Below are 14390 nucleotides of genomic sequence, written 5' to 3'. Positions count from 1 at the left end.
CTGCTCCACCAGGTGCTCGTGGACCAGTCGTTCAATCTTCGATTCCAGCGTCGCAGTGGGTTTCGTTTGCATCCGCCACGGGTTGCACACCGCGACGACGGCCTCAACACCACCCCTGAACGGTTACCGTTCCTACACTGAAGGCTTCGAAGCGTACCGTTACGGGGTGACATGGGACGGCGACCGACCTGGTATTCCAACCTCCCCCCAAGGTCACGAATCAGCCCTCACGAACCAGCACGTAACCCTCCTGGACACCAGGAGGAACGAGGTACAGCGCTTCGCCCGCTTCCGCGCGGTCCAGCAGAGCGCTCAGCGCCGGCTGGTCCGTGACGGCGATGCGCCGCGTGGGCTCCAACGACAGTCGACGCGCCATCGCCTCCGCCACGCGCGCGCCGTCGGTCAGGTCCGTCTCGTAGACGAAGGTCCGCTCGCCGTACTCATGTCCTCCAGGAACACGCCCCATCAATCGCAAGGGCCCCAGTCGCGCGTGGACCCGCACACTCGGATTGTCCCACTGCGCCACGCCGCGCAGCCGCGTCGCTCGCAGCATGCACAGGGTCAGCGTCTTCACCCAGGCCCCCGCGCCCGTCCCCGGCAGGAAGCTCAGCAGAGACACCCCGATGAACAGCCCCGACGTCATCGACGGCGCCGCGTAATACGCCGCGCCGATGGCCGGCTCCTCGTCCGCGAGCCCCAGATGCGCGCGCAGCTCCGGCTTCAACATCCGCGCGGGACAGCGCAGCAACCCAATCGCTCCCGGCATCAGGTACAGGTCCGACAGCACCCAACGCGGCACACCAATCCCCCTGAAGGCGAACTGGTTCAGCGCCAGGTATTGCTTCGCCAACTCCAGATTCCGCTCTGCAGGCAGATACGTCGCCGGCAACCCCAGCGGCGACAGGTCCATCGCCTCCGCGTGCTCTCCCGCCCCCAGCGCCATGAGCGACACGCCCGGATGCGCGGAGAAGAACGCCTCGGCCTGCCTCGCCAGTGCTTCGGTGTCACCCATCGGCTTCGATGTCCTTCGCCACGGCTGACAACCTCGCCTCGTCCGGAATCCGCACCGCGCCGTCCTCCACCCACGCGCGCGACACGAGGCAGCGAGAAGAGCCACCGCCCTTCTCACACAGCTCGCTCATGTCGAGCGACACCACACCCATCCCCAGCGCCTCCACCCGCGCCTTCACCGCCTCCGGCACCACGGAGGGCGCAAGCAAGTCCCTGCCCACCGGCAACCCGTTGGTGGCATAGCGACGAATCTCGTCCTCCGTCACCGTGAGCAATCGCTCTTCCCCGAAGCGCTCGCGCAGCCGCGCATACGACTCATCGGCGATGACCTCCGGACACACCAGCATGCGGTCCACGGCCGGCAACGGCAGCAGCGCCATGTTGCCGTGAAACGCGGGCTCGCGGACCTGTACGCGCACCACTTCGCCCGGAAGCCAACGCGACGCCGCCTCCAGCCCGTCCAACGTCGTGCGTCCACCCCAGAACACCAGTGTGGCTCCGTCGAAGTGCGCCACGTCGCCATGGGCCTCCCAGATGCCCACGTCCGGCTCCACCACCTCGAACCCCATGCGCCGCGCCAACGCGGCCCAGTGCTCCTTCTCCGCCTGACGGTGCGCGCTCATCATCCGAGGCAACACGAGCCACGGCGCCGCGCCCTCGCGCGCCACCACCTGGCCGCACTCCGCCGCGTACGGCATGCCCGTCAGCAGCTCCGACGGCGACGACAGCGCCACCACCGTGCCGCCCCGCGCCTCGATGGCCCGCGCCAACGCCAGCCACTCGCGCCGGGCCTTGCGCGCATCCACCTGCCCCGCCTCGCGACTGCGGAAGTTGTTCCGCCCGCGCAGCGCCCAGCCTCGCCCCGGGGGCGACATGAGGAAGAGTTCCATGACCCCTCCGCTTCTACCCTTCCCCCACGGAGGACCGCCACCGCACGTCCCTCCATTGAACGCTGGCGCACGCCTCGTCACATTCGCGCTGGCCCTCGACGCGACGCCGGGACAGGCTGCCCCTCACGTGGACGAGACGAGCCTCCCTGAACCCGATGCCCTGCGGTCTCTCTTGAAGACCGCCCTGGAACTGCCACCGCTCCAGCCGCATGCGGCGCGTTTGGAGCGCCTGGTGGACGACTACGCGCGCGGCGTCGCGAGCAGGGACGCTCCGCTCGCTGTCGCGCTCGTGGGCGCCACCGGCGCGGGAAAGTCCACCCTCCTCAACGCCCTGGCCGGACAGTCCCTCTCCCGTGAAGGCGTTGACCGTCCCACCAGCACCGCCGCCACCGTCTTCGCCCCCGAGGGTGCAGCGGCGGACACCCTCGCGCAGACGGGCGCCCGCGTGGCGCGGTACGTGCCCGGCCCCCAGGCCCTCTGGGGCGGACAGGTGTTCATCGACACCCCCGACCTCAACAGCGTGGCCACCACCCATCGCGACGTCGCCCGCGCGGCACTGGAGCGCGCGGACGTGGCGCTCGTCGTCATGCACCGGGGCAGCGTGGCCGAGGCCACCCAGGTGGAGTTCCTCGCGGAGTTCGCCCGCCGCCGCGCGCTCGTCTTCATCCTCAACTTCGCGGACGAGCTGTCTCCCGAGTCTCGCGAGACGCTCAAGGCCCAGGTGCGCCGCGTCGCCGCCGAGCAGTTCGGCCTCCCCGCCCAGGACGTGCCCGTCTTCGCCATCAGCGCGCTGGCCGCGAAGGAAGGCCGCGACGTGTCCGGCGAGTTCGGCCCGCTCCTCTTCCACCTGCGAGGACTCGCCACCCAGGCCATCGCCGCGCGCGTGCGCCGTGGCAACGCCATGGGCGCGCTCGACGAGGTGTCCACGCGCGTGAAGGCCGCGCTCGACGAGACGGACGCACTGCTCGCGCGCACCCGCACCGCCCTGGACTCCGGACTGGCGAAGGCGTCCGACGGTCTGCGCGAGGACTTCGACGCGCGGCTCCGACTCGCACACGGCCACCTGGCGGCGGAGGTGCGACGACAGGCGGGAGGCCGCTTCTGGGGCCCGGCCGCGTGGGGCCTTCGCTTCTCCGTGTGGGGCGCGAGCGGCCTGGGCGCGGCGGCGCTGGTGGGACGACGCAGCCTGCCCGCGGGACTCGCGGTGGCGGCGGCCTCCACGGTGGTGGACGCGGTGCGGGGACACACCCGCGCGCGCGCCGCGGAGAGCGCGGTGATTGAGCCCTTCGAGGACGACTTCGGCGTGGAGTCCGCCGCGCGCACCGCGTTGGCGGAAGCCCGCAGCATCGCGCGCGCCGGAGGCCTGGAGCCTTCGGTGCTCGGCGTGCCGGACGTGGAGACGATGCTGGAGGAGGTGCGCGCGGCACGGGCCGCCGCGTGGCGCTACACGGCGACGACGGGCGTGGCGGAAGCAGTCGCGGGGTGGTGGCGCACCGCGCGCTGGCTGGTGCTGCCACTCATCAACCTGCCGCTGCTCGTGCTGCTGGGACACGTGGGCTACCGCGTGGTGCGTGCCTACGTGGAGGGCCCCCTGTTGCCGCTGGACTACTTCGTCAACGCGGGAGCCCTCTTCACGCTGCTCGCGGGAGCAGGCGCGATGCTGGCCTCAGCGAGTCTCGCTGGGGCCGCTCGCCGTGCGGGCGCCGGCGGGCGCACGCGCTTCGTCGAGGCCCTGGCCACCCTGGGCGGGCGGCTGGGAGAGGCCGTCGATGATGGCCTTCGCCCCGGGCGGGAGGCCGCGCGGCGCATCCTCGCGCTCCGGTGACATGGACACCACCGGCTGACCCGGCGTGTGCGCGCCCTCCGAAGCGGCCATGAGCGTGTCACGACCGGAGTCACGGCAGATGGGCGCGGCCACGCGCGTCTCGCGCACCGGGTCCCCATAGCCAGCGATGCGCGCGGGCACGGACGGGTTGTTCCACCCCTTGCCCACCTCACGCGCCACCTTGAAGTGCAGGTGCGCGCCGCACGCCCAGCCCGTGGAGCCGGAGAAGCCGATGAGCTGCCCCTCCTTCACGCGCTCGCCGGGCTTCACCACCACGGCGTTGAAGTGCAGGTACTGCGTCTCCAGCCCGTCCCCATGCGAGAGGACGACGTAGTTGGCGTAGGGCGCGAACTTCTCGTCACACCCGCCCTTCGTGCTGTCGCCACGCGCCAGCCGCACCACACCTTCACGCGCGGCGACGATGGGCGTGCCCTCCGGCATCCGGAAGTCCCACGCATACGTGTCGTTGTGTTGGTGACTGCCCGTGTCGTGCCCCTGGCTCACCGTGTGGATGCGTCCACACGCGAACGGGACGCCGACCTCGGGCATGTCGCCCAGAGGAGAGGCAATCGAGTTGGTAGCCGCTGGCGCCGTGGCCAGGAGGGAGCCGACAAGGAGAGCGGAGGAAAGGTTCATATCGGGCCGGCGGACAACGGAGACAAGTGGCTGAGGTATTTCCCTGCGCAATTATCTCGCGGTCTCAAGGCCTATCACCAGGGGCCCCATGGCCCGTCCGCTCGACCGTGGGGCTTGGAGCCCTCGCTGTCGAGGGAGCGAGTCGCCTTCAGCGAACGGGGCCCTGTCTCCTCGCCCGCTCGACGGCCCGGCGCGAAAATGCCCAGGCGGGCCTTGCGAAGATGGAGTGGCTCTCGTGTCTCACCTGTGCCTCCAAGGGTGGCACCGTGAATCACCCCCGCTCACCAGCAGCCGCAACATAGTGACTGGTCACTCACTAACATCGGCGTTATGCTGTTCATCAGATGGCCGTGAAGACCCCCATTGAAGGGCCACCCCGCCCTCCCCGCCGCACGCAGCAGGAGCGCCGCGAGACGACGCGCCGCAAGCTGCTGGACGCCACCATCGACACGCTGGTGGACCTGGGGCACGCGCGCCTGACGACGGTGGAGGTCGCGAAGCGGGCGGGCGTGTCACAGGGCGCGCTCTTCACGCACTTCGACACGAAGGAGGAGCTGCTCGCCGCGGCGGTGGAGCACCTCTTCCCGCGCATCATCCAGGACTACCTGGCGGGAGTCGGCGCGCGGCCGTCGAGCAAGGACCGCATCGCCTCCGCGGTGGACATGTTGTGGGCCGCGTACCAGCGGCCGGAGCTTCAAGCCGCCATCGAGCTGTATGTGGCCGCGCGCACGGACACAGGGCTCCAGGTGGCGCTGGCCGCGGTGGATGGGCCCCACCGGGAGAACCTGCACCGGGTGGCGCGTGAGCTGTTCCCCGAGGCGGCGACCGCCTACCCGGAGTTCGACTCCGTGGTGGAGCTGGCGCTGGACGCCGTGCAGGGCGCGGCCGTCGGAGGCAGCGCGAGGCCGGATGACCCGGCCCACCGCCGCATGCTCGATGCCCTCACCCGCTTCATGCGCGGTGCATTCTCTTCACCTTCGACTCGTCGCCCGCGCCAACGCCACCGCTCCTGAGCCTCACGAAGGAGGTGTCCCATGGACGCCGTACACATTCCCGACCTCATCACTCCCGCCATCCCCGTCTTCATCCTGACGGTGGTGGCCGAAGCCCTGTGGGTGAAGAAGCTGCGCGATGAGGGCCGCGAGGTGGCGGGGCACGCGTTGAAGGACTCGGCCGCCAGCCTCTCCATGGGCCTGGGCAACGTGTTCATCAACATCGTGTGGAAGGGCGTGGCCTTCGCCGGCTACCTGGCCCTCTACAACCTGACGCCGCTGCGCGTGGGCACCGGCATCCTCGCCTGGGTGGCGCTCTTCTTCGCGGAGGACCTCTGCTACTACTGGTTCCATCGCGTCCACCACGAGAGCCGCTTCTTCTGGGCGTCGCACGTGGTGCACCACTCCAGCCAGCACTACAACCTCACCACGGCGCTGCGGCAGACGTGGACCAACCCCACGGGCTGGGTGTTCTGGGCGCCGCTGGCGCTGCTCGGCTTCTCCCCGGTGATGATTGTCGTCCAGCAGTCGGTGAGCCTGCTCTACCAGTACTGGATTCACACCGAGGCCATCCACCGACTGCCGCGTCCGCTGGAGTGGGTGCTCAACACGCCGTCGCACCACCGCGTGCACCACGCGTCCAACCCGCGCTACCTCGACAAGAACTACGCGGGCATCCTCATCATCTGGGACCGGCTGTTCGGCACCTTCGAACCCGAGGGTGAGAAGCCCGTCTACGGCCTGACGAAGAACCTCCAGACATACAACCCGTTTCGCATCGCGTTCCACGAGTTCTTCGCCATCGCCAAGGACGCCATGAAGCCGGGCTCCTTGAAGCAGCGGCTGAGCTACGTCTTCCGCAATCCCGCATGGAAGCCGGACGAAGAGAGCTCGCCGCCCGCGAACCCTCCGACGGTGGAGCCGGTGCGCCCCTCGGCCTGAGGTGGAGTCCCGCCAGGGGTGCCCCTGACTCCCTCGGGAGTGGGAGGTGTTGAGCACTGCGCCCTCCCCGGGTGTCGAGTCCTCGCGTCGCGCGCGTGTTCGGCTTCCCTCACGTGCGCGGAGGCGCTAAGCCAGCCGCCTGTTTTTTCGCGCGAGCCCCCCCAAGGAGGAGGACGAGTCATGACCGAGCGTGAGCTGTGGGAGCGGTACCAGCGGTATCTGAGCGTCGTCCCGTCGCTGGGGTTCTCCCTCGACGTCTCGCGCATGGGCTTCGCCGCGGACTTCCTGGAGCGGATGCAGCCGCGCCTGGAGGAGGCCTTCTCCCAGATGGAGGCGCTGGAGAAGGGCGCCATCGCCAACCCGGATGAGAACCGCCGCGTGGGCCACTACTGGCTGCGCGCGCCCGAGCTGGCCCCGGAGCCGGCGCTGGCCAAGGACATCACCGACACGGTGGCCGCCGTGCACGCCTTCGCGCGCGACATACACGAGGGGAAGCTGAAGCCGCAGAAGGCGTCGCGCTTCACCCATCTGCTATTGGTGGGCATCGGCGGGTCGGCGCTGGGCCCGCAGCTGGTGGCGGACGCGCTGACGTCGCGGGACGACAAGCTGACGGTGTCCTTCTTCGACAACACGGACCCGGATGGAATGGACCGCGCGTTGGGACAGCTCGGGGCCCGGCTGGCCGAGACGCTGACGGTGGTCATCAGCAAGTCCGGCGGCACGAAGGAGACGCGCAACGGCATGCTGGAGGCCGAGCGCGCCTATGTGGAGCAGGGGCTTGGCTTCAGCAAGCACGCGGTGGCCATCACGGGCGCGGGCAGCGAGCTGGACGCGCACGCGAAGAAGCAGGGCTGGCTGCGCACCTTCCCGATGTGGGACTGGGTTGGCGGACGCACTTCGGTGATGTCGGCGGTGGGCCTGTTGCCCGCGCGGCTCCAGGGCCTGGACATCGACGCGATGCTGGCGGGCGCCCGGGAGATGGACGTGGCGACGCGGCAGCGGGACGCGGTGAAGAACCCGGCGGCGCTGCTCGCGCTGATGTGGTTCCACGCGGGCGACGGCAAGGGACTGAAGGACATGGTCATCCTGCCGTACAAGGACCGCCTGCTCCTGATGTCGCGCTACCTCCAGCAGCTCGTCATGGAGTCGCTGGGCAAGGAGAAGGACCTGGACGGCAAGGTGGTCAACCAGGGCATCGCCGTCTACGGGAACAAGGGCTCCACGGACCAGCACGCATACGTGCAGCAGCTGCGCGAGGGCGTGCCGAACTTCTTCGCCACCTTCATCGAGGTGCTGAAGGACCGCGACGGCGAGTCCATGGAGGTGGAGCGTGGAATCACCAGCGGGGACTACCTGCTCGGCTTCCTGCTGGGCACGCGCCGCGCGCTGTTCGAGAAGGGCCGCGAGTCCCTCACCCTCACCGTCCCGGATGTGAGCCCGCGCACGGTGGGCGCGCTGATTGCCCTCTATGAGCGCGCGGTGGGCCTGTACGCGAGCCTGGTGCACATCAACGCGTACCACCAGCCGGGCGTGGAGGCGGGCAAGAAGGCGGCCACGAGCGTGCTGGACCTCCAGAAGAAGCTCACCGCGCGGCTCCTGGATGCGCGTGCCTCGGCGCGCACGGCCGAGCAGCTCGCCAACGACATCGGCCAGCCCGACGAGGTGGAGACGGTGTTCAAGGTGCTGGAGCACCTGGCGGCCAACCCGGGGCGCGGCGTGCAGCGCTCGGGTGGCGCGAGTCCCTCGGAGGCCCGCTTCCAGGTGAAGTGAGCCGCACCGCGACGGCCCGGCGTGGTGTTCAGCGCCGGGCTCTCGCGTGTCGAATCAGCCGATGCCCCAGAGGCGACGCGCCTCCTCGGCGATGAGGTCGGGGTACTCTTCGGGGAAGAAGAGCTTCGCGCCGGGCACGCGCCGCACGCCTCGCGAGACTCCGAACGCCTGGTCGAGATGGTCGGCGCTCGACTGGGAGAAGAGGGTGTCGCCCGTTCCCCAGAGGATGCGCGTGGGCACGGTGCACTGCTGGAGCGCCGGGCCGATTCCCGCCAACGCGTTGTCCTCCAAAGCCAGCGTGTACGCGTGGGCCTGCGCCTTGCCGCGCGGCGAGCGCACCAGGGGCGCGAAGTAGTACTCAATCGCCTCGTCCGTGGGCTGGGAGGGATTGGAGTAGCATATGCCCCCGAAGCCCTTCTCCGAGCGCGCGAGGGCCTTGTCCGCGAGCCACGGCGCCAGCCACGCGTCCACGTACGCGCCCTTCCGCGCCATCTCGATGACCGGCAGCACGGCGGCGGGCGGACACTCGCTCTCCACATCGCAGTTCGTCAGCAGCAGCGTCCGCACGCGCTCGGGATGTCGGGTGACGAGGAGCTGCGCGATGGCACCGCCGCTGTCATTCGCGATGACGTCGACGGACTTGATGGCGAGCCTGTCGAGCAGCTCGACGAGCATGTCCACCTGGGCCGCGGGCGCGTAGCTCTGTCCCTCGGCAACCTCGGTGTAGCCCAGGCCCATGAAGTCGGGGGCGACGCAGCGGCGGTAGGGGGACAACCGTTCAATGGCGCCGCGCCACTGGAAGCTGTTCAGCGGGAAGCCGTGCAGGAACAGCGCGGCCTCGCCCTTGCCACGCTCGACGTAGGCAATGCGCCCGAAGCGACTGTCGAGATAGCGCCGGGAGGAGTGATAGGCCGCCGCATCCAGGGCGCCGCCCTCTGGCGAGGAGGTGCCGCTGCTCGCCCGGGACATGCAGCCAGGGAGCGCGCTGGCGGCCAGCGCTCCCGTGGCGAAGACGAGGAACCCCCTGCGCCGCAGCTGGTGCGTCACGGAAGGGTGCTGGCTCGGTGCGGAGTGCTTGGAGTCCATTCCCAAAGTCGTTTCCTGAAGGGTTGGGGGCAGCGGATGTCACGGCGGGCGTTGTAGCGAGACGCTCCTCCGGGCCACTTGGCGAAAATTGCTCAAGGGGCCCTCGCGCGGTTGTCCTGGACCGGCAGGCGGGACTTCGACCTGGGCTGACGGCATGAGCCGGTCGACGGGCCCTTCCGTGCCGCCCACCCCGCCACGGCGCGAAGTGGCACATGCCCGACGGGTGCGCGTCTTCGCGTACCACTGACCCACGGCAAAGGGCGCTCCCGTCGAGCCCGAGCAGTTCACCCACACCTCCATCTCGCTGGTGCGCTCGGGCGTGTTCGGCTTCCGGAGCGAGCAAGGGCCCCGGCTGCTCACCACCGGCTTCGCGATGCTCGTCAGCCCTGGGCAGCAGTACGAAATCCCGCACGAGCACGCGGGCAGAGACCGCTGCGTCATCTCCCGCTTCGACGAGGCCGCGTTCGAGGAGCTGGTGGGCAATCCCCCTCGCGGCGCGCCTCGCAGGTACTTCGCGCGGTCGGTGCTCCCGCCCTCGGCGCACGTCGAGGCGCTTCGACACCTCGCGGAGCAGCAGCTCACCGCCGCCGCGAGGTGGGCAGCGCTCCACGGCGGGCACACGCCGAGTCGAGACGACCCGTCTCGTCTTGACACCTCGACCGCTCCAGCCTACCTCTTCACGAGACGATTCGTCTCGCGACCACTCCCCCAACCCACTGAAAAGAGGCCCATCGATGTCTGAGACGACCAAGGTCTGGCTCATCACAGGAGCGAGCCGCGGGCTGGGGCGTGCCTTCACGGAGGCCGCGCTCGCGGCGGGAGATCGCGTCGTCGCCACGGCGCGAGAGCCGGCGCGGCTCGAGGAGCTGGTAGCCCGGCATCCGGGGCGCTGTGTCGCCCTGCCCCTGGATGTGGTCGACCGGAGCGCCGTGCACGCTGGCATCGAGCGCGGCATCGCGGCCTTCGGACAGCTCGACGTCGTGGTGAACAACGCGGGTTATGGACTGGTCGGCGCCATCGAGGAGCTCACCGAGGCCGACGTCCGCGCGCAGTTGGAGACCAACCTCTTCGGCGCCTTGTGGGTGACGCAGGCGGTGCTGCCCCACCTGCGCGCACGAGGCTCCGGACACATCGTGCAAATCTCCAGCGTGGGCGGTGTCGGCAGCATGGCGACCTTCGGTGCGTACAACGCCAGCAAATGGGCGCTCGAGGGCTTCAGCGAGGCCCTGGCCATGGAGGTGGCGCCCTTCGGCATCCGCGTCACCATCGTCGAGCCCGGCTCCTTCGCCACGGATTGGAGCTGGGGCAGCATGCGCTTCGCGGCTCCGCTTCCCGCGTATGACGGACTGCGCGAGTCACTGTTCGGCGTCCGCCGCTTCCCTTGGGACATGAGCCAGCAGGCCCAGGACGCCGGCGCCTCGCCCGCCATCGGCGCTCGGGAGCTCGTCGAACATGTCCATCGCGACAAGGGACCCTTGCGCCTCCTGCTGGGAGAGGACTCCCCGGCGCAGGTGAGAGCCGTCCTCGACGGACGCCGCGACGACTACCTGCGCAACACTCGCTTCAAGGAGTCGGACTCGCGCTGAAACCCGCGGGGTGACTCACCGCGACGCCGCCTCAGTCCCCGCGAGCCCCGCCTTCTCGCGTCGACACAGCTCCGCCACCCAGTCCGAAACCGCGCGCACACGGGGGCTGCTCTGCAAGTCCTTGTGAAACGTCAGCCACAAGGGCCGCTTCGCCAGGACTCCCGCGCCCACGCGCGTCAACCGGGGGTCTCTCTCTCCCGAGAGACACGGAAGCAACGCGACCCCCAGATTCGCCGCCGCCGCTTCTCGCAGCACCGAGGTGCTGTTGCTCTGCAGCAGTCGCCGCCCGCCCGACGTCAGCCGCTTGAGCACCTCCGACTCCTCTCCGGACGTGAGGGCCGTGCGGTAGACGAGCACCGTGTGCTCACGGAAGTCTCCGGGCCGAGGAGCGCCGCGGCGGCGCAGGTATCCGCGTGACGCGTACATGGCGAAGGCAATCTCGCCCACCTTGCGCACCACCAGCGCATCGCCTCGGGGCGGCGTCAACCGCAGCGCCAGGTCCGCGTCGCCTCGCTGGAGGTCCACCACGTCCGTGCCCACCACCAGTTCCAGGTTCAGCCCGGGGTGGCGCGTGTGCAGCTCTCCCAGCTGCGCGGCGAGCAGGGCCTGGGCCAGATACTCCGTGGCCGCGAGGCGGACAGTGCCCTCCGCCTTCGCCTCATTGGAGACGGAGTCATGGAGCAGCCGGAGAGAGTCCTCCATCTCCCGCGCTCGCGCCACCACCGCCTCTGCCTCCTCCGTGAGCCCCAGCGTCCGCGAGCCTCGCAGCACCAGCCGCGTGCCCAGCGCCTTCTCCAGCGCCGACAGTCTCCGGCCCACCGTGGTCGCATCCACCCGCAGCTCACGGGCCGCCCCGGCGAGCGAGCCCTGGCGTGCCACGGAGAGGAGGTAGCGCAGGTCGTCCCATCGCAGATCCATGCCTGCAATGGTGCAGCAAAGCCCTGCATTCTCGCAGCACTTCCAGCGCTATCTCCGAACCTGGAAGCGGCGGCACGCCTGGCGGCCCCGCGCGAACGACAGGAGAACGCGATTTCCATGTCTCATGCGACGGCGCTGGAGCAAGACACAGTCCCCTCGGTGCGGAGCCTCCCCCAGGAGGACAGACTGACGGCGGTCACCCAGGCCTCGAGCCCGGGCGTCCCGTTCCGACTCAAGGCCCAGGACGGCTACACGCTGTCCGCCACCCTCTTCCCGCACGAAGGCGCGGAGGTCGGCGCGGTGGTGCTGGTGGGCGGGGCCACGGGAGCGAAGCAGCGGTACTACTCGCGCTTCGCGTCCTTCCTCGCGCGCCGGGGCTTCCCCACCGTCACCTTCGACTACCGAGGCATCGGCGGCTCGCGCCCGGACTCCTTCCAGGGCTTCAGCGCGCGCATGGAAGACTGGGGGAGCCAGGACCTCGCGGGCGCCATCGCCACGATGCGCGAGCGCTTCCCGGGCCGCCGCTTGCTGATGGTGGGCCACAGCGTGGGCGGCCAGCTGCTCGGGCTGGCGGAGAACGCGCGCGAAGTGTCCGCACTGCTGAACGTGGCGACGGGCTCCGGCTACTACAAGCTGTTCCCCCAGCGGCTGCGCATGGCGCTCAACTGGCGCGTGCTGACGCCGGTGCTGACTCGGGCCTTCGGCAAGCTGCCGGGCTGGGCGGGAACAGCGGAGGACCTGCCCGCGGGCGTGGCCGAGCAGTGGGCGCGCTGGTGCCTGTCTCCGGACTACCTGCTCAGCGAGGGAGGTGAGCCTCGCCGCGAGGCCTTCGCGTCCCTGTACCTGCCCCTGCGCGCCTACAGCTTCGCGGACGACCCCATCGCCTCGAAGGCCTCCGTGGAGCACCTGCTGTCGTTCTACGCGGACGCGCTGGTGGAGCACCGTCGGGTGACACCGAAGCAGGTGGGCCAGCCCATCGGCCACTTCGGCTTCTTCCGCGAGAGCTTCCGCGACACGCTGTGGGAAGACGCCGTCGAGTGGCTCGCCACCCAGGCGCTCACCCCGCGCCCCGTCAACCCTCGATAGCCCACGTCCGTCGAGCCCCTCGGCTCGCTCCGCGCCAACGCATGACGGAAGGAGGCGCGGCGTCAACGCACGCGAGGAAGCCGCACGACTCCGGCCCTCCGTGCACCCCTCGCGAGGAGTGTCATCCGGCCTTGCACGCCACATGACACTCCCCTCTCGCGCGGCGCGGGAGTCGTCGTGTGAAACAGGCGTCAGGTCGCTCGCGGACCGCGTTTCCTCCCGGGTGACCTGAAGTAGAACCGGCGCCATGGAACTGGAGCTCAGAGGCAAGGCGGCCCTCGTCACCGGCAGCAGCCGGGGCATCGGACGGGCCACGGTGGCGGCGCTGGCCCGTGAGGGTGCGCGGGTGTGTCTCAGCGCGCGGGGCGCGGAGGCATTGGAGACCGCGGCGAAGGAGCTGCGCGCGGCGGGCGCGGACGTGGCCACCGTCGTCGCGGACGTGGCCACGCAGGCCGGAGCCGTGGCGGCGGTGGATGCGGCGGTGCGCGCGTTCGGGACGCTCGACATCCTGGTGAACAACGTGGGCGGCAGCGGCGGCGCGGGCTCTTTCGACGCGGCCACGGTGGAGCAGTGGAGCGCGGTGATGGACCGCAACCTGATGTCCGCCGTGTGGTGCAGCCAGCGGGCCGTGGAGGTCATGCGCGCCAACGGCGGCGGCACCATCATCCACATCAACTCCATCTACGGCCGCGAGTACGCCGCCAGCGCGCCCTACACCACCGCGAAGGCGGGCATCACCGCGCTGACCAAGGAGATGGCCGTGGACCTCGCGCGCCACCGCATCCGCGTCAACGGTGTGGCGCCCGGCTCCATCCTCTTCCCCGGGGGCAGCTGGGACAAACGCCAGAAGGCAGACCCGGACAAGGTGGCGAAGATGGTGAAGGACGAGCTGCCCTGGGGTCGCTTCGGCTCGCCCGAGGAGGTGGCGGACGTGGTGGCCTTCCTCTGCTCGGAGCGCGCCCGCTGGGTGACGGGGGCCACCCTCCCCGTGGACGGCGGACAGGGCCGCGCCTTCTGAACGGCCCCCGGGCCCGGGCTCCTCCACGGGCTGGCGCCAGCCGGACGCCATGCTATGGAGGGCCCTCCCCTGGGGTTTGACTTGCTGAAGCTCTACAAGAAGGAAGGCGACAGCCTCCGTTACTGGGAGGTCTGGGTGCATGAGGGCGTGCTCACCACGCACTGGGGCACCGTGGGCGAAGTGGGCGAACAGAAGGACATGCCCCTCCCTCCGGAAGAAGACCCCGACTTCGCCATCGCCGACGCCGCCGGTCCGCTCATCGAACAGGACTACGACGAGCCCGAGCCCGACGCCATGGCCACGCTCATCGTCCAGTACCCCATCGAGGGCAAGGGCACCGGCCACGACGTGGAGAAGCGCGTCGCCGTCGAGGAGCTGCTCACCGACGCGCTCGGCTGGACAGGCAACGGCGAGGTGGAGGGCGGCGAGCTGCGCGACGGCCACCTGCGCGTCCACTGCCAGGTGATGCACGCCGAGGCCGCCGTCCGCACCGTGCTCCAGGCCCTCGACTCCGAGGACCTCGTCGATGACGTCAGCGTGCTCGTGGCGAAGGGTGACGAAGAGCCTCGCCTCATCTGGCCCACGACGCCCTGAGCGCCACGTCGCTCGAGGGACGGCTCCGGAGCGCGC

General features: G+C 70.1%; 13 protein-coding genes and 1 pseudogene. 9 read left to right on the top strand and 5 right to left on the bottom strand.

The window, feature by feature from the left end; translation table 11 throughout:
• Positions 1-220: 220 nt before the first annotated feature.
• The gene (locus LZ199_RS35250; RefSeq protein WP_253998162.1) at positions 221-1012 is read right to left on the bottom strand and encodes a hypothetical protein; all 792 of its coding nucleotides are present in this window, start codon (positions 1010-1012) and stop codon (positions 221-223) included.
• Entirely contained in the window at positions 1005-1901 is an 897-nt protein-coding gene (locus LZ199_RS35245; RefSeq protein WP_253998161.1) for a dimethylarginine dimethylaminohydrolase family protein, read from the bottom strand. Before LZ199_RS35245 ends, LZ199_RS35250 begins: the two co-directional genes overlap by 8 nt.
• 127 nt (positions 1902-2028) lie before the next feature.
• Here LZ199_RS35245 and LZ199_RS35240 point away from each other — a divergent pair, with 127 nt between their 5' ends.
• Entirely contained in the window at positions 2029-3726 is a 1698-nt protein-coding gene (locus tag LZ199_RS35240; protein ID WP_253998160.1) for a GTPase, read from the top strand.
• Positions 3727-3909: 183 nt separating this feature from the next.
• Here LZ199_RS35240 and LZ199_RS46320 read toward each other — a convergent pair.
• A pseudogene (locus LZ199_RS46320) lies at positions 3910-4275 on the bottom strand (M23 family metallopeptidase); the annotation flags it as partial.
• Between the two features lie 431 nt (positions 4276-4706).
• Between LZ199_RS46320 and LZ199_RS35230 the strand changes: the two are divergent.
• The 3 genes from LZ199_RS35230 (at position 4707) to LZ199_RS35220 (ending at position 8066) form a co-directional block, all read left to right on the top strand.
• A complete protein-coding gene (locus LZ199_RS35230) occupies positions 4707-5375 on the top strand; it encodes a TetR/AcrR family transcriptional regulator (RefSeq protein ID WP_253998159.1) in 669 nt (222 codons plus the stop codon).
• 21 nt (positions 5376-5396) lie between these two features.
• Positions 5397-6296, top strand: a complete 900-nt coding sequence (locus LZ199_RS35225) for a sterol desaturase family protein (RefSeq protein WP_253998158.1) — start codon at positions 5397-5399, stop codon at positions 6294-6296.
• Positions 6297-6476: 180 nt separating this feature from the next.
• Positions 6477-8066 (top strand): glucose-6-phosphate isomerase, encoded by a 1590-nt coding sequence (locus LZ199_RS35220; RefSeq protein ID WP_253998157.1) that lies wholly within the window; start codon positions 6477-6479, stop codon positions 8064-8066.
• Positions 8067-8120: 54 nt separating this feature from the next.
• Here LZ199_RS35220 and LZ199_RS35215 read toward each other — a convergent pair whose 3' ends face one another.
• A complete protein-coding gene (locus tag LZ199_RS35215) occupies positions 8121-9152 on the bottom strand; it encodes an alpha/beta fold hydrolase (protein ID WP_253998156.1) in 1032 nt (343 codons plus the stop codon).
• 319 nt (positions 9153-9471) lie between these two features.
• Between LZ199_RS35215 and LZ199_RS35210 the strand changes: the two genes are divergently transcribed.
• Positions 9472-9894, top strand: a complete 423-nt coding sequence (locus tag LZ199_RS35210) for a hypothetical protein (RefSeq protein WP_253998155.1) — start codon at positions 9472-9474, stop codon at positions 9892-9894.
• Positions 9887-10738, top strand: a complete 852-nt coding sequence (locus LZ199_RS35205) for an SDR family NAD(P)-dependent oxidoreductase (protein WP_253998154.1) — start codon at positions 9887-9889, stop codon at positions 10736-10738. Before LZ199_RS35210 ends, LZ199_RS35205 begins: the two co-directional genes overlap by 8 nt.
• Before the next feature lie 15 nt (positions 10739-10753).
• On the opposite strand, the gene LZ199_RS35200 is transcribed toward LZ199_RS35205, so the two are convergent.
• Entirely contained in the window at positions 10754-11656 is a 903-nt protein-coding gene (locus LZ199_RS35200) for a LysR family transcriptional regulator (RefSeq protein WP_253998153.1), read from the bottom strand.
• A 117-nt stretch (positions 11657-11773) separates the two neighbouring features.
• Between LZ199_RS35200 and LZ199_RS35195 the strand changes: the two genes are divergently transcribed.
• The 3 genes from LZ199_RS35195 (at position 11774) to LZ199_RS35185 (ending at position 14354) form a co-directional block, all read left to right on the top strand.
• Positions 11774-12742: an alpha/beta hydrolase family protein gene (locus LZ199_RS35195; RefSeq protein WP_253998152.1), complete on the top strand. Its 969-nt coding sequence runs from the start codon at positions 11774-11776 to the stop codon at positions 12740-12742.
• A 247-nt stretch (positions 12743-12989) separates the two neighbouring features.
• The gene (locus LZ199_RS35190) at positions 12990-13760 is read left to right on the top strand and encodes an SDR family NAD(P)-dependent oxidoreductase (RefSeq protein ID WP_253998151.1); all 771 of its coding nucleotides are present in this window, start codon (positions 12990-12992) and stop codon (positions 13758-13760) included.
• A gap of 54 nt (positions 13761-13814) precedes the next feature.
• Positions 13815-14354, top strand: coding sequence for a hypothetical protein (locus tag LZ199_RS35185; RefSeq protein WP_253998150.1), 540 nt, complete (start codon positions 13815-13817; stop codon positions 14352-14354).
• The last annotated feature ends 36 nt before the right edge of the window (positions 14355-14390 follow it).

It is taken from the genome of Myxococcus qinghaiensis (assembly GCF_024198215.1).
Classification (GTDB): Bacteria; Myxococcota; Myxococcia; order Myxococcales; family Myxococcaceae; genus Myxococcus; species Myxococcus qinghaiensis.
The sequence above is the reverse complement of the archived record's forward strand: the minus strand, read 5'-3'. Positions and strand labels throughout refer to the sequence as shown.